Here is a 20,491-nt window from a genome sequence, read left to right on the forward strand (position 1 = left end):
GGCGGGGCGATAAGAGCTCTTCGGGACTTATAAACCTGCGGACAAGCCATACCCGCAAGAGCTCCTATCGCTCCACCGTGAGAATGCGCTCACCAGCACGCAGCACGCAGCACGCAAACAAGCTACTTCTCTACCAGATTCCCAGTACGTGTTGCATTCCCAAACTCATGCACGCAATGCCAATCCAGCAGCAAAAGCCCAGCGCGATGGGCTTGCCGCCCTTTTTGACCAGCTCGACGATATCGGTATTAAAACCAATAGCCGCCATGGCCATCACGATAAAGAACTTCGACAGCTCCTTGATGGGCGCCGTAAAGGACGCGGGAAGCTGAAGCACCGTGGTGATCACGCTCGCCAGCACAAAGAACAGCACAAACATGGGAAACGCGCGTTTAAGCGAGAACGTGCTTTTGGCGTCGCCGCCGGCCTTGCGCGCCAGATGCATCTGCCAGTATGCGAGGACCAACGTGATGGGAATGATAGCCAGCGTCCTGGTGAGCTTGACCACCGTGGCGCTCTCGAGCACATTGGCGCCTGGATGCATACTGTCCCAGGCGCTCGCCGCAGCCGTCACGGACGAGGTGTCGTTGATGGCGGTACCGGCAAACAGGCCAAAGCCCTCGTTGGTCAGCCCGAGCATGCCGCCGAGCGTCGGAAACACGAGCGCCGCGATAACGTTAAACAGGAAGATGACCGAAATAGCCTGGGCAATCTCGCGATCGTCGGCATCGATGACGGGTGCGGTCGCGGCGATGGCAGAACCGCCGCAAATCGACGAACCCACACCCACAAGCGTCGCGATCTTGCCCGGCACGTTCATGACGCGGCAGAGCACAAAGGCAATGACAAGCGATGTCGAGATTGTCGCCACGATAATCGGCAACGACTGGGCGCCCTTGGACAGAATCTGGGAGAGGTTCATGCCAAAGCCAAGCAGGATAACCGCGTACTGCAAGACTTTTTTGGACGTATAGGTAACGCCGGCGGCGAGCTGTTCGCGACGATTCTTGGGAAAGACGAGCGCCAGGACCATGCCAAAGAGGATGGCAAATACCGGACCGCCGACCACCTCAATCTGTTTGCCGAGCAACGTCGCGGGAATGGCGATGATCAGGCAGAACAAGACGCCTTTCCAGCGCTCGCGTACGATGTTTGCCAGTTGCATATGGGATTCCTTCTTTCTATTTCACGTTTGCGACGGCTTATGATACGGCAACATTGAGCGCAGCCTTGCGCAAACACAGACTAAGATGCCGCAATAGTTCTCAGGCAACAGCCGAATTACCCACCGCGGAGAGCTGATTCGCGGCATAATTAACAACTGACATATGAGTTTGATAGAACAGTTGCGAGGCGCTATGGAAGAATCGATGCACGTCGGCGAGCAGGAAACGAGCCTACAGGACCAGTCCTACCACACCATTCGACGCAAAATCGTCTACCTGGACTACAAGCCGGGCGAAAAGCTGGGCGTCAAGCAGCTTTGCGACGACCTAGATATGGGTCGCACGCCCGTGCGCGAGGCTTTGGTTCGCTTGGCGCAGGAAGGCCTGGTGCGCACCGTGCCCCAGAGCGGCACCTACGTCTCACCCATCAACCTCACCCTTGCCGAGAGTGCCTGTTACATCCGCGAGCATCTGGAAAAGCAGGTGATTGTGGAGTGCTGTGCGCGCGCCACGTCGGCCGGCATCGAGCAGCTCGACCGCGCCATCGCGCTGCAGGAAAAGGCCATGGCCGAAGAGGATCGCATCGGCTTCTTTTTGAGCGACAACCTCATGCATCACATGATTTTTAGCATCGCATGTCGCAGCACCGTGTGGTCGTGGCTCGAAGAGACCAATGCCGACCTGGAGCGCTTCCGCTGGCTGCGCGCCGCCACGCAGGTTCTCGACAATCAGGACATCGTGAACGAGCACAAGCAGATTCGCCGCGCTATCGCCGGTCGCGACCCCATCGAAGCGAGCTTTTTGGTCAGCAAGCACCTGCACATGATGTTCCGCAACCAGACCGAGGTTCTGGACCAGTTCCCCGAGTACTTCGAGACCAGCAAGCTCCGCTAACCTGCCAAAAAGGGACAGGTTCATTTTGGCAGGTTTTATCTGGGCAAATGCAACAAGGCCCGGCTCCGTCTTGATGCGGAGCCGGGCCTTAGTCGCTAGAACGGCGGAACCAACTACTCGACCGTGACGCTTTTCGCCAGGTTGCGGGGCTGGTCGACGTCGCAGCCGCGCAGGATGGCGACCTCGCGGGCGAGCAGCTGCAGCGGGACACTCGCCGTGATGGGGCTGAACACGTCGCGGACTGCCGGCACGCGGATGATGCAGTCGGCAATCTTGTTGATCTCCTCGTCGCCCTCGGTGGCAACGACGATGACCTTGGCACCGCGCGCCTTGCACTCCATAAGGTTCGACACGGTCTTGTCGTAGGTGGCACTCTTGGTGGCCACAGCGATGACAGGGAAGCCCAGGTCGATCAGGGCAATGGGGCCGTGCTTCATCTCACCGGCGGCATATGCCTCGGCGTGCAGGTAGCTGACCTCTTTGAGCTTGAGCGCGCCCTCGTAGGAAATAGCGGCACCCATGCCGCGACCCACAAACAGTGCGGACTGCGCGTCCTTGCACAGCAGGGCGGCCTCATGAACGGCCTCGGTTTGGGTATCCAAAATCCACTGGATCTGCTCGGCCGTATCGGAAAGCTCGCGGAACAGCATGCGCGCCTGCTTGGTGGTCAAGCGGTACTTGACCTGCGCCAGCAGCAGGGCCAGCAGCGTCAGGCTCACAACCTGGCCGATGAAGCTCTTGGTCGAGGCGACCGCGATCTCCTTGTTGGCCTTGGTGTAGATGACGCCGTCGCTCTCACGCGCCACGGGGCTGCCCACCACGTTGGTGATGCCGAAGACCTTGGCACCCTTGATGCGCGCATCGCGGATGGCGGCGAGAGTGTCGGCCGTCTCGCCCGACTGGGACACGGCCACGACGAGCGTCGTCGGCGTGATGATGGGGTTGCGATAGCGGAACTCGCTGGCCGCCTCCACCTCGGTGGGGATGCGAGCCCAGCCCTCAATGAGATTCTTGGCAATGAGGCCAGCGTGATAGCTGGTGCCGCAAGCGATCACGTAGACGCGGTCGATATCGTTGAGTTCCTCGAGCGAAAGGCCCAGCTCGTCAATGTCGAGCTCGCCGGCCGGCGTCATACGACCAACCAGCGTGTCTCGCACGACGCGCGGCTGCTCGTGGATTTCCTTGAGCATAAAGTCGGGATAACCGCCCTTTTCTGCCATGTCCAGGTCCCAGTCGATGTGGGTGACCTTGGGCTCGATAACATTGCCGGCCTCGTCGGTGTACTCGACGCCTGCGGGCGTGAGCTTGGCAAACTGACCGTCCTCGAGCACCACGACATCGCGGGTGGCGTCGATGAGCGCGATGACATCGGAAGCAACATAGGAGCCGGTTTCGCCCACACCGACCACGATCGGGGAATCCTTGCGGGCCACGGCGATCACGCCGGGCTCGTCAGCGCACACGGCGGCCAGACCATAGGCACCGACCACGTGGGTGCACGCCTCGCGCACGGAGGCCATCAGGTCGTGCGTCTCGGCATAAGCCTCTTCGATCAGATGCGCGAAGACCTCGGTATCGGTCTCGCTCTTAAAGTGGTGGCCGCGACCCTCCAGCTCTTCGCGCAGCTCGGCGAAGTTCTCGATGATGCCGTTGTGGACGATGGCGATACGACCGTCGCAGCTGGTGTGGGGGTGAGCGTTAACGACGGAGGGCTTGCCGTGGGTGGCCCAACGGGTGTGGCCGATACCGCAGGTAGCGTCGCTGTCGATGTTGGAAAGCTCGCTCTCCAGGCCCGCGACCTTGCCCACGCGGCGGATGACGTCGAGGTGCGCCGCGGCGCCCTCGCCCACCTCGAGCGCGACGCCCGAGGAGTCATAGCCGCGATACTCCATACGCTTGAGGCCCGTGACCAGGATGTTCTTTGCAATATCAGAGCCGGTGTAGCCGACGATTCCGCACATAGGATAAATCCCTTCGTTCGCGTGACTGCAAGACGTCCACGCACAGGGGGCGCTGAGACGTATAACGTTCGAGTATTGTACTCACGCAAACGCAAGCTGATATACCAGAAGTGGTATCTCAACTTAGATACCACCCGATGCACACACGTCCAGCCGGTCCAAACCACCACAAAAGCACCTGTCCCCTTCGTGGTGGTTTGAGCTGGCAACAGCGTTTCCCCAGATAAAACCTGCCAAAATAAACCTATCCCTCTTTGGTAGGTTTGGGATGCTACAATCTGGCTTGTACTTGAAACGCATCAAAGGGGCCGCTATGGCAAAGGTAAAAATCAGCGACGTCGCGCGCGAGGCCGGGGTTTCGCTGGGCACGGTTTCCAACGCGCTCAACCATCCCGAAAAGTTGCGCCCCGAGACCCTCAAGCTCATCAACGAGACCATCAGTCGCCTTGGCTACCTGCCCAACCAAAGCGCCCGTCAGCTCGCGGGCGGCGCCACCAAGTCCTTTGGCCTGGTGCTCCCCCGTCTCGATCACGGCTTTTCGCTCCAAATCGCCAGCGGCGCCCACAACGAGGCCCGCAAGCACGGCTACGACTTGCTCATCGCCAACGCCGATAACGACGATATTCTCGAGGACCATTACCTGCGCTACTTTATGGGCACCCAGATGTCCGGCGTCATGGTTCAGCCCATGGCATCCCCCGACTGGCACCCCGCCATGACCAAGACGCCCGTGCCGATCGTCCATCTGGACATCCATTGCTCCGAGCCCGGCTACTACGTAGCGGCCGACAATGAGGCCCAGGGTCGCATCATTGCCGAACTTGCCATCGCCCGCGGCGCGCACCATATTGTCGTCGTCGGCCGAGCAGCATTTATGCAACTCACCCTGCGCGTCCTTGGCATTCATAAGGCCCTCGCCCTGCACCCCGATATCAAAATCGAAGTCATCGACGCCGGCGAATGGAATACCGCTGCCGACGGCTACAGCATTGGCGCTCAGATTGCCGGGCGCCCTGCCGACGAACGTCCCGATTTTGTCGTCGGCCTGACCGACGTGTTGGCCTCGGGTGTTATCTCGGCATTGGTCGACAAAGGCATCTCCGTCCCCGAGCAGATTCGCGTGGCCGGATGCGACGGCAACCCGCTTGCATGGAGTGGGTCGGTCCCCCTCACCACGGTGGCACCCCCGGGCTACGAAATTGGCCGCAAGGGTGTCCAACTGCTGATGGAGCAAATCGAGAACAAGGTCCCGATAAAGACCAAACATATCCACATCGGCTCTGCAGCGCGCCCCGTCACCGCGGTCACGGCCACCGAGGACATCAACCGCCAAGAACTCGTGCGGCCGTTCCTCCTCGAGCGCGCCAGCACCCAGGCAAGCAGCCACGCCGAAGCCACCGCCATCAACCTCGGTGCCTACCTGTAGCAAAAAAGCGCCACAGCGGAAACAGCCCCGCTGCGGCGCTTTTTACTGGCCCCACGCCCATTAGCCAAGGCTGCAGCTACGGATATTTATGGAATTCAATCCATATTTTTATGAGTAATTTTGATGAAATGGATTCGGTTCCATATTTTTTGTAATTTCATATAAATATTGATTTTGTTCCAATGTTTTCAGACCCAGGGAGAGGCTTTATGGATTTGATTGACCGCAAGCAGTACCTCGACTGGCTCATTTCGTGGAAAGACTCGCATGTTATCAAGGTCCTTTCGGGCGTGCGTAGGTCAGGCAAATCGAAGCTATTCGAGATTTACCGTGGTCATTTGCGCGACCATGGAACCACAGATGCCCAAGTTATATCCCTCAACTTTGAAGATCTGGAGTTCGAGTCTCTTACGTCGTATAGAGCACTCTACGACTACGTTTCCGCCAGACTCGTCCCCGATAAGATGAACTATGTTTTTCTGGACGAGATACAGCATGTCGAGCACTTCGAAAAAGCCGTCGACAGCCTATTTATCAGGGATAATGTCGATCTCTACATAACCGGTTCCAACGCCTATCTGCTCTCGAGCGAGCTGGCAACCTTACTATCCGGTCGCTACGTAGAGCTCAAAATGCTGCCCCTCTCCTTTAAAGAGTTTTGCTCGGCAAAAACCAATGGCGGAAAGGCTCCTACCCAGCTGTTTGACGAGTACATCACCCGGGGCTCCTTTCCCTTTATCGCCGAAACGGGTATCCAGGGCCCCCAGGCGCGTGATTACCTTATGAGTCTCTACGACACCATAGTCATACGCGACGTTATCGAACGCTTGAAGGTCTCGGACGTCTCGACCCTGCGCGATATCACCAAGTTCCTACTCCATAACATTGGAAGCCGAACCTCGGTTAAGAAAATCTCCGACACGCTCTCGTCCAACGGCAACAAAACCGATCAGAAGACCGTCGCCAAGTACCTCAAAGGGCTAACAGACAGTCTCGTACTGTATTCAGCGCCGCGCTACAACGTACGCGGTCGACAGCTTCTAACAACAAACGGAAAATACTACGCCGTTGACCTTGGACTTAGAGGCGCCCTCGTCAAAACTCAGAGCAGCGACATCGGTCATATTCTCGAAAATGTCGTCTATCTCGAGCTTCTACGCCGCGGATACGACGTCTACGTGGGCGATATCGATGATGGGGAAATCGATTTTGTTGCCCTAGGCTCAGACGATACGGCCTATTTTCAGGTTTCAGCCACCACGCTCGACGAAACCACCCTCAACCGCGAGTTGGCCCCCTTTAAGAAAGTCCGAGACAACTATCCCAAGACGCTTCTTACGCTCGACACGCTATTTGCTGACGCAAACTACGAAGGAGTTCGCAAGCGCAACGTAATCGACTGGCTCTTGGAGTAACTCGTAACGTCCAAAGCCCCGCCAACCTCTTGCCAAGGCGGCTGCCTCGATTATTTAAAGCACAAAGCCCCTCTTATCGGCCAAAACTGCAGTCTTGGCCGATAAGAGGGGCTGGCCGTATCAGCGCTTCCGCGCGGGCGCCGCTGTCGTCACCGCTAGCGGCAGACAACGCCCACGGGCGCAATCGGGATCTTGGATATAGATGCGGACACCCAGCTAAGCGGTTGGCCGCATCTTTAAAGTGCTATTGAAATGGCTCAGGTGCAGAGTCTAGCGCACGGCCTTGACCGCCGCCGTCAGATCGAACAGCGTATCGAGTACGGCCTCGCAGCCGTCCGCCACGTCCTGCGGCAGCGGCACGATATCGGGGACGGCAAAGACGTGGCAGCCGGCCGTGATGCCCGAGACGCAGCCGTTGCGCGAATCCTCGACCACGGCGCATTCCCCGGGGACAAAGCCCGCGCGCTCGCAGGCGAGCAGATACATCTCGGGGTCGGGCTTTCCGTGCACGACGTCCTCGCCACACGTTACCGTTTCAAACCTGTCAAAGAGACCGACCATCTTAAGGTTGTGCTCGGCCGTGGCATAACGCGATGACGTCGCAAGGCCCACGTGATAGCCCGCGGCCAGCAGCTCGTCCAGGCACTCGGCGGCACCGGCCTTAAGTTCCAGTTCGGTCTTGACCATCTCGTCGCGAATCTCCTTGTGGCGATGATAGATCGCCTCAGCGGTTTCTCTGCTGCCGTAATGCGCCTCAAGGATGTCCATGACATCGGGCAGCGTGCGACCGATAAACTGATGAATCAGCGCATCATCAATCGCGAGCCCCAGCTCAGCAGCGGGCGCTTTCCATGCCTTGATGCCCAGACGCTCGGTATCGACCAGCGTTCCGTCCATGTCAAAAATAACAGCCTTGATCATATCGGTCCCCCATCGACTCTCGCTGTCGCATTGCCGCAACTCTACCGCATTTGACAACTTGTATATAACGTATATACCATATTGCGCTTTCATTACATAGGTAGAAATCTTATGACAAGCAGCTCGGTAGGATTATAGTTTTCGACCGAGTACATATTGGTAAGGAATGTTTCATGCTTTCAGACACCACCGCACCTGCAGAGGAGCTTCAGGACAAACTCGCAGCGCTCGAACAGCTGCTTTTGGCATACGGACGCGTCGCCATCGGCTTTTCCGGTGGCGTCGACAGCAGCTTTTTAGCCGCGGTCTGCGCCCGCATCATGCCGGCCAGCACGCTTCTCGTTCACCTCACCACGCCGCTCATCGGCACGCCTGAACAGGCTTCGTTTGAGCGGTCCGTTGACGGGCAAGCCAATGAGGAGCCGCATTTTAAGCTCCCTGTGCTCAATCTTTCGGTTGATCAGTTGCAGCTCCCCCAAGTAGCCTGCAACGATGCCAATCGCTGCTACCACTGTAAACAGGCCGGCTTTACCGCCATCGTCAACCACGCCAAGTCGCTCGGCTTTTCCACCGTCATCGATGGCAGCAATGCAAGCGATCGCGGTGACTACCGCCCTGGCATGCGCGCCGCAGAAGAGCTCGGCGTACGCTCCCCTCTTATGGAGGTCGGCTTTACCAAGGACGAAGAGCGCGAGCTGTTGCGCGCATGGGGCTATCCCGTTTGGAACCTGCCGGCGGGAGCCTGTCTTGCCACGCGCGTCCCCACGGGCGAGGAGCTTACGCGCGAGAAGGTCTCCCTGATTCGCGCCTGCGAGGATTACCTGCACGATCTCGACCTGGCGCAGGTACGCGCGCGCTTGGTCGGCGGCTGCATGCATATCGAAGCCGCGCCCGCAGATGTCGCCAAGATTGCCGCTCTCGGCGGTGCCGCCGTCGACGGCGAGGGCAAGACCCCGTTGCCCGCCGCCATCGAGTCCGCGCTGCGCGAGCTGGCCTGCGCCCACATCTCCCCCGAGGTCACCCCCTACATCCACGGCAACATGAACCAGTAGCGTATCCCGATAAGTTGCGGTGGAATAGTTCCCGTTTTGCGGCCTATCGGGCCAAAACAGGAACTATTCCACCGCAACTCCGTTTGGCGAGCATGGACCCGCAGACCCGCCAAAAAGGACAGGTTTATTTTGGCAGGTTTTATCTGGGGAAACATCGCAAGACAATCGCCCCTCTAGCACCCATCCGACTTCGAGAGACACTAGAGGGGCGACCCGGCTGCATCTACTTCCTCCGATATCGGCGATTGCGGCTCGTCGATGAACCCATTACCTCAATGAGTCCTTTATCTGCCATTTTTGGCAGATGGTAGCTGACGGACGAATTTTGGCATTCCGTCTCTCTAAAACAATAGATTTATCTCTCTAACTTTAGAGAGATAAGCGCCTTGTTTTAGAGAGGCATTTAGAGAGATGTATCGAATTCGCTGCTAGATTGCCTAATGCTATCTCTCTAACCAACCTTCTCTTTAGAGAGACATTTAGAGAGACGAGCGCAATCTCTCTAATCAAGGGCTCCACTCTTTAAGGTGCACACTTCCTAACCGCGCCCTAAGTTGCGGTGAAATAACTCACGATTAGCCTGCCAAAAAGGGACAGGTTTATTTTGGCGGGTTTTATCTGGGGAAACGCAAACAGGGCCGCGACACCTATATGGCGTCGCGGCCCTTTTCCTTGGAGAAGGATCGATTGATTGAACGGGATGACCGTCCTAGTCTTCGAGTCCGCTATTGATGAGCTCCGCAATCTCAACGGGATCGGTGCTCGCGCGCACCTTGTCGCGGAAGCCGGCGTCCATCAGCATTACGGCAGCCTTGGAGAGCAGGCGCAGATGCGTGGTTCCAGCCTCGCCGGCAGGCACGTACAGCGCGAGCGCAACATCGACAGGTACCCCATCGAAGCTCGGCCATTCAACGGGCTCGACCAGTTTAAGCACGGCAACGCCCGGCGTATGGATTGCGTCGCTTTTGGCATGCGGAACGGCAAAACCGGCGACAAGGCCGGTCTCGGCCTCGTTCTCGCGAGCAATGAAGGCAGCCTCTACGGCAGATGCGTCATCGGCAAAGCCGAGCTCGATGGCCTGCTCGGACAAATAATGCAGAGCGTCCTCGCGCGAGGCGGCGGTATACCCGATCGTCACTTGGTTGGCAGATACAAATCCCATGGAAACCTTCCTTACAACACGGACCTAACCGCAGCTTCGATGCCGTCGGCGTCCAAACCGTACTTGTGCAGCAAATCGACCGCAGGGCCGGACTCGCCATACACATCGCGCACGCCGACGCGTCGCATCGGCACCGGATGCTGTTCCGCGAGCACCGAGGCCACGGCCTCGCCAAGACCGCCGATAATCGAATGCTCCTCGGCGGTGACCACACGACCAGTCTTCTTGGCGCTGGCAACCACCAGGCGCTCATCAAGCGGCTTGATCGTGTGCATGTTGATGACCTCGGCATCGATACCATCGGCAGCGAGCGCCTCGGCAGCCTCAAGCGCCTCGGCGACCATAAGGCCACAAGCGATGATGGTCACATCGGACCCCTCGCGCACGACCACGCCGCGACCAATCTTGAACTCATAGTCCTCGCGATCGTTGATGACCGGTGTTGCCAGGCGGCCGAAGCGCATGTAGACCGGTCCCTCAAACTCATAGGCGGCGCGAACGCAAGCGCGAGCCTCGATGTCATCGGCGGGAACGATCACCGTCATACCCGGGATCGTGCGCATGAGCGCGATGTCCTCGCAGCACTGATGCGTGGCACCGTCTTCACCGACCGAGATACCCGCATGCGTGGCACCGATTTTGACGTTGAGGTGCGGATAGCCGATGGAATTACGCACTTGTTCGTACGCGCGGCCGGCGGCGAACATGGCAAAGGTGCTCGCAAAGGCGACGTGGCCCGTGGTCGCAATGCCGGCGGCGAGCCCCATCAAGTTGCTCTCGGCAATGCCGGCGTCGTAGAAGCGCTCAGGGTGCGCAGCCTTAAACTTACCGGTCTGCGTTGCGGCGGCCAGGTCGGCATCGAGAACCACAAAGTCATCGCGCTCATTGCCCAGCTCGACAAGTGCCTCGCCATAGCTAACGCGCGTGGCGACTTTCTTGACGTCTGCCATTAGAGCTCCTCCCCTGCTGCTGCGAGCTCGGCCATGGCCTGCTCAAACTGTTCATCGTTGGGCGCCTTGCCGTGCCAGCCCACCTGGTTTTCCATAAAGGAGACGCCCTTGCCCTTCACCGTCTCGGCGATAATGGCCACGGGCGAGTCGCTCACTTTGCGGGCCTCGGCAAAGGCGGCGGCAATCTGCGCCATGTCGTTACCGTCGGCGAGCTCGATCACATGCCACTTAAAGGCGCGGAACTTGTCGGCAAGCGGCATAGCCGAGTTAACTTCGTCGATACTGCCGTCAATCTGCAAGCCGTTGTGGTCGACGACGGCAACAAGATTGTCGAGCGCATGGTTGCCGGCAAACATGGCCGCCTCCCACACCTGGCCTTCCTCGCACTCACCGTCGCCCAGCAACGTGTAGACGCGGTAGCTGTCGCCCCAGTGCTTAGCGGCAAGCGCCATTCCAACTGCAGCAGAGATGCCCTGACCGAGCGAGCCGGTGGACATATCGATGCCCGGGGTGTCGTTCATGTTGGGATGGCCCTGCAGTCGGCTGCCAATATGGCGGAGCGTCTCGAGCTCTTCGACGGGAAAATAGCCGCGATGTGCCAACACCGAATACAGGCCCGGCGCCGCGTGACCCTTGGAGAGCACAAAGCGATCGCGATCGGCCTTGTGAGGGTCGGCAGGATCGATATTCATTTCCTCAAAGTACAGATACGTCATGATGTCGGCAGCACCGAGCGATCCACCCGGATGTCCCGACTTGGCCGCGTGAACCGCAGTCACGACACCCTTCCTGACCTCATTGGCGACCTTCGCCAGCTCCTGGTTGGTCATACGAATTCCTCTCTTGAGAACAACCCCGGCACCGGATGACGCGATGCCGGGGCAATCCACTCGTTAAGCCTGAGCGACGACCTTCTGCCAGTCAGCCTCGAACGAGGCAAGGCCCTGGTCGGTCAGCGGGTGATGCAGGCACTTCTTGAGAGCGGCCATGGGCACGGTCGCGATGTCGGCGCCAAGAAGAGCCGCCTGGGTCACGTGGTTGGGCGTGCGGACCGAAGCAGTGATGATCTCAACGGTGTCGTCGACGTTCTTGCCGGTCCAGTCATAGTTCTTGATGCAGGTCACAACGTTGTCGAGCTGCGAAATACCATCCTCGGCGATGTCGTCGAAGCGTCCCACAAACGGGCTGATGTAGCGGGCGCCGGCGTTGGCGGCCATAAGGGCCTGGGTCGGCGAGAAAACAAGCGTCATGTTGACACGCACGCCCGCATCGGCCAGGGCGCGACAGGCGGCGAGGCCGGCCTCGCACACGGGAAGCTTAACCACGATGTTGGGAGCCAGAGCGGCAAGACGATTGCCCTCCTCGATCATGCCCTCAGCCGTGGTGGCGGTAGACTCGGCGGACACGGGCAGTCCCTCGCAGAGCTCGGCAATCTTGAGCATATGGGGCTCAAAGTCGGCGAGCTTACCGCCAGTCTTGGCGTACAGGGACGGATTGGTGGTAACACCGGCCAGGCAGCCCCAGCTCTTGGCCTCGGCAATCTCGTCAAGGTTGGCGGTATCGATAAAGAACTTCATGGTGCAAACTCCTTCTAAGGAATCCAAAACTCAAAAATAGGACAAAGGGGATGTCCCTTTGTCCTATGTGCCGGGCCCGCAGCTGGGACATGCCCCGGGCCCGGCGTCGTGTAGGAAAAACTACCTAGTCCTCGAGAGCCTTCTCGATGCGGCTCGTGACGCCCTTGAGGTTAAGACCGACGACGTACTGCTTGATCGGGCGCTTGATGTGCTCGATCACAAAGCGCTTGCCGTCGATGTCCTGGGCAGCGAGGTTGCGGTAGAGCTTCTCGACCTGCTCCTTGACCTCGGGGTCGTTGAAGGCGTAGTGACCGGAGACATCCAGAATCTTCAGGCTGAGCTCGTCGTCTGCCAGGATGTCATCAACCTGCAGGTTAACGTCATCGCCGGTCATCCACTTGCGCCAGCGCTCGGTCTTGATAGCCTTGACCAACAACGTGTGGTACAGGTCGGAAGGATCGTCGCACAGGCCGTTGTCGACCAGGATCTGCTCGGTAGCGCAGAGCTTGAGGTAAGCGCGGGTCTCCTCGGTGCCGTACTGAGGGGCGACATTGGAGGCCGTCACGTGAGCCGGGGTGTGCTCGAGCAGCGTCGCGTCGTCCAGGTAGTCGGCGTTGTGCTCCTTCAGGCCCACGCCGTAGCGCTTGGCCATGTCGGCGAGCTCGCGGGCATTCTTAAAGTTGTAATGACCGACCTGCTCGGTCCAACGGGTGAGCGTACCGGTCTGACCGACGATAAAGGTGGGCATGGGGCAGCCGCGCTTCTCGAGCTCGGGCTGCAGCTGAGAAATGAACTCCTCGTACTTGTCGGTAGAGGTCAGGCCGCCATTGGTCTCCTCGGTACCGACCTCATAGGCAACCTCGGGCAGGTTATGCTCGCGACGGTACTGCTCAAGGTAGTCGATAAGATCGATCGTGCGGCGAAGCACCACGTCGAGCGGAATAACCTTGCCGATCTGATAGGGGTCCTTGGTGGGGTCGACCATCAGCAGGTCAAAGCCCGCCTCCATGTCGGCGACGAATGACTTGCGAGCGAGCTCCATGGCCTCGTCCTCGGGCAGGTGGGCGTTACGCTCCTCGTCGCGCTGCCACGGACCGCCGTGATCGCGGCACAGGTAGTACGGACCGGTGTAACCCACCTCGTCGGCAACCTTCTTGATGTCGGCGGCAAAGCGCGTCTGGTCCCAACCGTTGACGTAGCCGGCGCCCATCTCGTCCATATCGACCTGGTTGCGGCTGGCGATAAACATGGGTGGGAAATCCTCGTCCTTGGCAAGCTCGAACACGGCCTGAATCAGGTTGGGGCTCATGGGGCCAATGCCGACCATGGTTGCGTGATCGCCGCTATCCTGTAGCTTGAGCATGCCCTGAACGGCCTGGCGGATGGTGAGGTTGGACATTTTGTTCTCCTTCTCCAGAGGATTTTTGACAAAAGTTCCCTGGGACCCAGATGTGGGCCCTATCAGTACGGATGGATTTTGTTGTGTAGGGGCGGTTGTGCGGAGTCAAATCCATCCCTCCGCACAACCGGAGTCCTTAAAGGTTTACTTGGCCTGCTTATCGAGCGTGGGCTTCATGGCAATCAGGATTGCAGCGGCGACCAAGGAGCCAATCACGATGTCCAGGCAGAACAGCGCGACGTTGTTGGTGGCCAGGGCGACGATAAAGCCACCATGCGGAACGTAGCAATCGATGCCCTGGAAGGCGGCAAGCGCCGCGCCCACGGCAGAGCCGATGCAGATGCCGGGCAGGGTGTGGCCAAGATCCTTGACCGCGAAGGGGATAGCGCCCTCGGTAATGCCGATGCAGCCCATGAACAGCGCGGAGATGCCCATCTGACGGTCAGCGTCATCGAACTTGTTCTTGGCGATGAGCGCGGCGAGACCACAGGCGATCGGGGGAATGGCGACGGCGACGCGGAACATACCGTTGGGGCCGTAGATACCGGAGGCCATGATGGCCATGGTAAAGGTCGAAGCGGTCTTGTTGATAGGGCCACCCATATCGAAGGCGGTCATAACACCAATGACCAGGCCCAGGACAACGGCGGAGCCGCCCTGCAAGCTACCGAGCACGCTGGTGAGCCAATCCATCACAAAGCCAAGCGGCGTGGCCAGGATGTAGATGTAGGCCATACCCAGGACGAGAGAGGTCAGAATCGGGATGATCAAGATCGGCATGATGGTCTGAATGGTGTTGTTGACCTTCCAGGTCTTCATCCAGCGGACAAAGTAGCCGCAGATAACCGCCATGATCATGGCACCCAAGAAGCCGGTCGAAACGCTGTTGCCGCTCGGGGTGACGACGGCGTTGTTAACCAAGTAGCCCAGGACGAAGCCAGGGGCAAGCGCGGGCTTGCCGGCCATCGAGTAGGAGATGTATGCCGCAAGCACCGGAATCATCATAGAGATGCCGGCCATGCCGATGGTGTTAAGGCTCACCATCAACGGGTTGGTGACCTCCATGCCGCTAGCACCGGCAGTACCGGACGCCAACGAAAAGGCAAGGAACACGCCACCGATAACGACGATGGGGATAAAATAGGAAACGCCGGTATTGAACGCATTGAGCAGCGTCTTGCCAGGATCGGCAAAGATGGACTGCTTGGACGCCGGTGTCGGGGCCTGCGGGGCAGCGGAGACGGCCTTCTTCTCTGCCTTGGCCTCGGCCTTGGGCGCGTAAACTGCGCCACCCGTCGCCTTAATGGTCTCAACGGCCTGGTCGATAATCTTGACCGGATCGGCGATCACATCGGAAGTACCGACCTTGAGGAACTTGCCCTCGGCCATCTTCTGCTCAAAACGATCCTCGTTCTCGACACCCACGTCGACGGACTCGAGCACCAGGTCGGCGGAATCCACGTCTTCCTGCGTCAGCTCGTTCTCGATACCCAGACCACCCTGAGCCTCGACTTTGCACTCGATGCCACGGGCGGCGCATTCATCCTGAATCGCCTTCTGGGCCATATACGTGTGGGCGATACCCACGGTACAGGCGGCAACGCCTACGATCTTCATTGCTTCCCTCTTTTCATAGAGTTGCGTGCGCAAGACACCGTTTGCGGAGGCCTCCGGAGCATCCCCTGCCGTTTGGACTTGCTGTCTTTTCGACAAGACCAATATATGGTGCTGGCATTGATAAAACCAGCTCAATTCGGTAAACGCGCAGGTCAGGGCATTAGTTATGCGATTTAGTTATGCGTTTAACCAAAAATGAATCCTGCGTTTTTACCCTCGATTTCAAAAGTCAAGAAGTATTTGATTTTCTCGGTAGACGGCAGATGCGCATGCCGGTCACAAATTTCGACCCCACCCGTATACCGCATTTGTTGCATACTCATATGAAAGGAAAAAGTCGCTCACCGAAGCGCATCCCTCACCAAGACTCAAAGTCATCATGTTGGAAAATGCTCATCTGTCGGAAGGAGTCGCTGTGGCAAAACAGCGCGTTACGATCGCAGACGTCGCTCGAGAGGCGGGAACCTCGACGGCAAGCGTCTCGTATTACCTCAACGACAAACGAGAAAAGCTTAGCGAGAAGACGCAGGCAAAGATTGCGCGCGTCATCAAGGAACTCGGATACGTTCCCAACGCCCAAGCGCAAACGCTCACCGGCAAGCAGACCCACGTCATCGCCATCATCATTTTGGATAACACCAACAAGTGGGCGGGCCTCGTCCTCAACGGCATGGAACAAGTCATGCTCCCCGCGGGCTACCAGACGGTCGTTTGCACCAGCAATTTCGACCCCGAGACCGAGCTCATATATGTCGACAAAATGCTCTCGCTGGGCGTCGATGGTTTTGTCATCCAGCCCACGGCAAATTTCAAGGCCGTCCACGACCGCATCAAGCGCGCCGGCAAGCCCGTCGTCTTTTTTGACGCGGCCATCTACAGCCCAGGCACCAGCTGGATCAAAACCAACCTCTACGACGGCGTATACAATGCCACGCAGGCGCTTCTCGATGCCGGCTACGAGGACTTTTTCTCCATTGCCGCCAATATGACCGAAATGCGCACCCGCATGGAACGTTTTCAGGGATATGCCGAGGCATTGGCCGCGAATGGGCAGCTCTACAAAGCCATTCCCATCGATCACAACAAGCCGTCAATCAGCGAGCTCACCGAATACTTTAAATACAAGCTCAACCCCGCCAAGCGAACCCTTATCTTCGTGCAAAATCAGTGGGCACTCCCCCGTGTCTACAAGGCCCTCCAGCCCATGGCCCATCTACTTCCGAAGCAAATCGGCCTTTTGGGACTCAACTGCGAAGACTGGACCAACCTCACCACGCCGACCGTCTCCACGATCATCGAGCCCGTCGACCAGGAAGGTCGCGAAGCAGCCGAGATGCTGCTCGCCCTACTTGATGGCAGCAGCGAACCCGGTGAGCAGCGCATTCTCGAATGCAAACTCAATTGGCTCGGTTCCACCTCGATCTAGGCCATACGTCAAATATGAAGCAAATGAACCAGTAGCGTTTGTCCCAAATCTTAAGTATTTGTTCGACAGAACGGCCTCTGCCGGCTCCTGCTAGACTGGTAGATTCCCAACCGTCCATCCAGGAGCCGCAATGTCGCGCAAGTCCGCCTACAAGCAAGTACTTTCCATTGGCACCGCCGTGGTGCTGGGATTTGCGCTGTTCACAGGATCGATCGACGGAGCACCCAAGTTGTTGTCGCCGCAAAGCGATGAGCAGGCGACGGCTCTGGCGGAGAAGCAAAACGAGAATCCCAGCCGTACCGACGACGAGGCAGGCCTGGTTGCCCGGCTCGAATCGGGAACAGCGAGTTCCTCGGACTCCCAACACAGCCAGGACTCCGGCGATGGCTCCGAATCCGCCACGACCGGCACCGCTGACGATGTCTCTTCGAACGCCACCCCCATCGACGAGGTGGAAAACCCCGACCTCAACCGCGCCCGCGGTGTTTATCTCAGCAGCATTCCCGACTACGCCGGCAACCCCTACGTTGCCCTTCGCGCCGACAGCACGCACCCGCTGGGTATGCCGTCGTTCACGCTCGACGAGTACGAGCGCGCCACCGAAGAGGGCTGCTTTAAGAAATTCTCCAAGCTCGACAGCCTGGGCCGCACTCGCAAGGCGCTCGCCTGCGTAGGCCCCGAGTCGCTCGGACAGGGAAAGCGCGGCGATATCTCGCGCATCCATCCTGCCGGTTGGCACCAGCAGCGCTACGACTTTATTCCAGGCCAGAGCCTCTACAACCGCTGCCACCTCATCGCCTGGTCGCTCTGCGGCGAGAACGCCAATCGCAAAAATCTCCTCACCGGCACGCGCTACCTCAACGAGACGGGCATGCTGCCGTTTGAAGAGCAGATCCTCGACTACATCCACGACACGGGCAACCACGTGCTCTACCGCGTCACGCCCATGTACAACGAAGAGGAACTCGTCTGTCGTGGCGTTCGTCTGGAAGCACAATCGATCGAGGACCACGGCAAGACCCTGTGCTTCCACGTGTACTGCTACAACCTGCAGCCGCACGTGCAGATTGACTACGCCACCGGCCGCAACCAGGCATCCGGAGACTAGTGCCGACCGCGCCACCCGTAACCCAAAGATGATCTGTTTTCCTCCGTCCCCCAGGGATCAAAAAGGGCCGCCCTGGGTTACCCAGAGCGGTCCTTGCATCGGCATATATGTTGCAGGCAACGCCACACGCTACTTGGCGCGACCCTCCTCATAGCGCTCGACCAGCTTGGCCTGAACGTCATAGGGAACCTGCTCATAGCCAGCGGGCTTCATGGTAAAGTCACCCGTGCCGCGCGTGATAGAGCGCAGGCGCGTCGAGTAATCCGTCAGCTCGGCGAGAGGTGCCTGGGCGATGACCACGGTGTCGCCGCGTTCATCGGTCTCCATGCCCGTCACGCGACCGCGCGATGCCGAGATGTCACCCATCACGGCGCCGGCGTAGCTCTCGGGAATAGTCACCGTGATTTCCTCGATGGGCTCCAGCACCACCGGGTCGGCATCGGCGCATGCCTTGCGCAGGCCGATGCGAGCCGCCGCGCGGAACGCCATCTCGTTGGAGTCGACGCTGTGATACGAGCCGTCGTACACAGCCACGCGAATGCCCGTGAGCGGGTAGCCGGCAATAATACCGTCCTTCATGGTCTCCTGGACGCCCTTGTCCACGGCGGGGATCAGCGAGCGCGGAATGCGGCCGCCCACGACCTCATCCACAAACTCGTAGCCGTCGCTCGTGCCGTCGGGCCCAATAAGCGGCTCCACGCGCAGCCAGCAGTCGCCGTACTGACCGGCGCCACCGGTCTGCTTCTTGTGGCGACCCTGGGCGCTCGCCGTGCGGCGGATGGTCTCGCGATACGGAATGCGGATCGGCACGCTCTTGGCCACGACCTTGGTGCGATCCTCCAAACGGTTGAGCAGCACCGAAACCTGCGCCTCACCAACGGCGGAGATGATAGTCTGGCCCGTCTCCTCGTCACGATCGATGCTCATGGTCGGATCAGCCTTGCACGCCTTCTCGATAAACGTATAGAGCTTCTCTTCGTCGCCACGGTTCTCGGCCTCGATGGCAATGCGGTACTGCGAGTTGGGGAACTTAAACGCCGCAGCCTCGACCTTACCGGTAATGGAGAGCGTATCGCCCGTCTCGGCCGCCAGCTTGGGCGCCACGATGATGTCGCCGGCATAGGCGTGACCGACCTCGGTCATGTCGCGGCCGCACATCACATACAGGTGAGCCAGACGATCGCTCTTGCGGGTACGCGCGTTGATCAGCTCAAGACCCGGCTCAAGCGTACCCGTCAGCACCTTGATAAAGCTGATGCGACCCTGCTGCGGATCGGCCAGCGTCTTAAACACAAACGCCACCGGACGGTCATCGTCGCTCGAAATCTTGAGCGAATCACCGTCGATGAGCGGCATCTCGCCGTAGTCCGTCGGCGCCGGGAAGTACGTGGCGATGTCGTCCATCAGCGAGTTGACGCCCTGCTCCTTAATGCAATCGCCCGCAAAGACCGGCACAAAGATGCGCTCGGCAATCGCCTTCGACAGCAAGCCCTCAAGCTCCTCCTGCGTCAGCGTCTCCTCGCCTTCCAAGTACTTCATCATCAGTTCGTCGTCAGCCTCGGCCACCAGCTCGCACAGATGGTCATGGGCCTCCTCGGCCTGGGCACGATACTCCTCGGGAATCTCCGACTCAACGGCTTCGGCGCCGTTGCAATGGCGCGCCTTCATGCGCACCAGGTCGATGATGCCATCAAAGTCCTCGCCCTCGCCCCAGGGAAGGGTCACGGCGCCCAGTCGCGTGCCAAAGCGCTCCTGCAGCAGGTCCATCGTGGTCGCAAAGCTGGCCTCGGAGCGCGACAGGCGGTTTACGAACACCGCACGCGCCAGGCGCAGGTCCTCGGCGGCATACCAGAGCTTAACCGTCGTAGGCTGCGGGCCGGCCTCGGCGTCGACCACAAACAGAGCCGTCTCGCAAACACTCATCGCGGCAAAGGCGTCGCCGATAAAATCGGGGTAGCACGGGGCATCGAGCACATTGATGCGCGCGCCCTTCCAGTCGATCGGCGCGATGGTCGTCGAGATGGAGAATGAACGCTTGACCTCTTCAGGGTCATAGTCGAGCGTGGGCTTGGTACCGTCGTGGCCGCCCAGGCGGGCGGTCTTGCCGGAAAGGTGGAGCATGGCCTCGGCGAGTGAAGTCTTGCCCACCCCGCCTTGGCCTACGAGCACCACGTTCCTTACATTGCCGGTCTTGGGAGCACCCATGATGACCTCCTTGCAGGGCCGCGCGCAATGCGCGACGCCAACGGGGAGAGTTCGCGGTCGGTGCCATCCCGGGAGCAGCATGGTCGGCAACCGAGCCGACTCACCCTCCAAATGTCCTATGCCACCACCCTACCCTCACGGGCGGCCGTCCATGCATACCTTTCGGCGCACGTATGAATACAGGCGGCGAGAGGAAGAGACAAGCTTGTGAG

Annotated in this window: 16 protein-coding genes; 6 read left to right on the forward strand and 10 right to left on the reverse strand. The window is 59.2% G+C overall.

Features of this window, described 5'->3' with window-relative positions; genetic code table 11:
- Positions 1-130: 130 nt before the first annotated feature.
- Positions 131-1,165 carry a YeiH family protein gene (locus ABHR63_RS05240; protein WP_346965028.1) on the reverse strand — a complete coding sequence of 345 codons (1,035 nt, stop codon included), beginning with the start codon at positions 1,163-1,165 and terminating at the stop codon, positions 131-133.
- Between the two features lie 193 nt (positions 1,166-1,358).
- Here ABHR63_RS05240 and ABHR63_RS05245 point away from each other — a divergent pair, with 193 nt between their 5' ends.
- Positions 1,359-2,060 carry a GntR family transcriptional regulator gene (locus tag ABHR63_RS05245; RefSeq protein WP_226790702.1) on the forward strand — a complete coding sequence of 234 codons (702 nt, stop codon included), beginning with the start codon at positions 1,359-1,361 and terminating at the stop codon, positions 2,058-2,060.
- 113 nt (positions 2,061-2,173) lie between these two features.
- Here ABHR63_RS05245 and glmS read toward each other — a convergent pair whose 3' ends face one another.
- Positions 2,174-4,021, reverse strand: coding sequence for a glutamine--fructose-6-phosphate transaminase (isomerizing) (gene glmS, locus ABHR63_RS05250; protein WP_161115401.1), 1,848 nt, complete (start codon positions 4,019-4,021; stop codon positions 2,174-2,176).
- Positions 4,022-4,334: 313 nt separating this feature from the next.
- On the opposite strand from glmS, the gene ABHR63_RS05255 reads away from it, so the two are divergent.
- Positions 4,335-5,447, forward strand: coding sequence for a LacI family DNA-binding transcriptional regulator (locus ABHR63_RS05255; RefSeq protein WP_346965894.1), 1,113 nt, complete (start codon positions 4,335-4,337; stop codon positions 5,445-5,447).
- 209 nt (positions 5,448-5,656) lie between these two features.
- Positions 5,657-6,862, forward strand: a complete 1,206-nt coding sequence (locus tag ABHR63_RS05260; RefSeq protein ID WP_346965026.1) for an ATP-binding protein — start codon at positions 5,657-5,659, stop codon at positions 6,860-6,862.
- Positions 6,863-7,132: 270 nt separating this feature from the next.
- Here the strand turns inward: ABHR63_RS05260 and ABHR63_RS05265 are convergent, their stop codons facing one another.
- Entirely contained in the window at positions 7,133-7,783 is a 651-nt protein-coding gene (locus tag ABHR63_RS05265) for an HAD family hydrolase (RefSeq protein ID WP_346965025.1), read from the reverse strand.
- 173 nt (positions 7,784-7,956) lie between these two features.
- Between ABHR63_RS05265 and larE the strand changes: the two genes are divergently transcribed.
- A complete protein-coding gene (gene larE, locus ABHR63_RS05270) occupies positions 7,957-8,835 on the forward strand; it encodes an ATP-dependent sacrificial sulfur transferase LarE (protein WP_346965024.1) in 879 nt (292 codons plus the stop codon).
- Positions 8,836-9,544: 709 nt separating this feature from the next.
- Here the strand turns inward: larE and ABHR63_RS05275 are convergent.
- The 6 genes from ABHR63_RS05275 to ABHR63_RS05300 form a co-directional block, all read right to left on the reverse strand.
- Entirely contained in the window at positions 9,545-9,997 is a 453-nt protein-coding gene (locus ABHR63_RS05275; protein ID WP_161162227.1) for a PTS sugar transporter subunit IIA, read from the reverse strand.
- A gap of 11 nt (positions 9,998-10,008) precedes the next feature.
- Positions 10,009-10,947, reverse strand: a complete 939-nt coding sequence (locus ABHR63_RS05280; RefSeq protein ID WP_161162226.1) for a transketolase family protein — start codon at positions 10,945-10,947, stop codon at positions 10,009-10,011.
- Complete coding sequence (locus ABHR63_RS05285; RefSeq protein WP_346964000.1) at positions 10,947-11,777, reverse strand: transketolase; 831 nt, start codon at positions 11,775-11,777, stop codon at positions 10,947-10,949. Before ABHR63_RS05285 ends, ABHR63_RS05280 begins: the two co-directional genes overlap by 1 nt.
- Before the next feature lie 63 nt (positions 11,778-11,840).
- On the reverse strand, positions 11,841-12,524 hold the full coding sequence (gene fsa / locus ABHR63_RS05290; protein ID WP_161162224.1) for a fructose-6-phosphate aldolase: 684 nt from the start codon (positions 12,522-12,524) through the stop codon (positions 11,841-11,843).
- A 124-nt stretch (positions 12,525-12,648) separates the two neighbouring features.
- Positions 12,649-13,923, reverse strand: a complete 1,275-nt coding sequence (locus ABHR63_RS05295; RefSeq protein WP_346965023.1) for a class II D-tagatose-bisphosphate aldolase non-catalytic subunit — start codon at positions 13,921-13,923, stop codon at positions 12,649-12,651.
- Between the two features lie 144 nt (positions 13,924-14,067).
- Complete coding sequence (locus ABHR63_RS05300) at positions 14,068-15,540, reverse strand: PTS fructose transporter subunit IIC (RefSeq protein ID WP_156599829.1); 1,473 nt, start codon at positions 15,538-15,540, stop codon at positions 14,068-14,070.
- Positions 15,541-15,955: 415 nt separating this feature from the next.
- On the opposite strand from ABHR63_RS05300, the gene ABHR63_RS05305 reads away from it, so the two are divergent.
- Both ABHR63_RS05305 and ABHR63_RS05310 read left to right on the forward strand, forming a co-directional pair.
- Positions 15,956-16,966 (forward strand): LacI family DNA-binding transcriptional regulator, encoded by a 1,011-nt coding sequence (locus ABHR63_RS05305; protein ID WP_346965022.1) that lies wholly within the window; start codon positions 15,956-15,958, stop codon positions 16,964-16,966.
- A gap of 130 nt (positions 16,967-17,096) precedes the next feature.
- Complete coding sequence (locus tag ABHR63_RS05310; protein WP_346965021.1) at positions 17,097-18,074, forward strand: DNA/RNA non-specific endonuclease; 978 nt, start codon at positions 17,097-17,099, stop codon at positions 18,072-18,074.
- A 129-nt stretch (positions 18,075-18,203) separates the two neighbouring features.
- Here the strand turns inward: ABHR63_RS05310 and ABHR63_RS05315 are convergent, their stop codons facing one another.
- Complete coding sequence (locus ABHR63_RS05315) at positions 18,204-20,279, reverse strand: elongation factor G (RefSeq protein ID WP_346965020.1); 2,076 nt, start codon at positions 20,277-20,279, stop codon at positions 18,204-18,206.
- Positions 20,280-20,491 lie beyond the last annotated feature (212 nt).

It is taken from the genome of Collinsella aerofaciens, assembly GCF_039752775.1.
In the GTDB taxonomy this organism is placed as follows: domain Bacteria; phylum Actinomycetota; class Coriobacteriia; order Coriobacteriales; family Coriobacteriaceae; genus Collinsella; species Collinsella aerofaciens_R.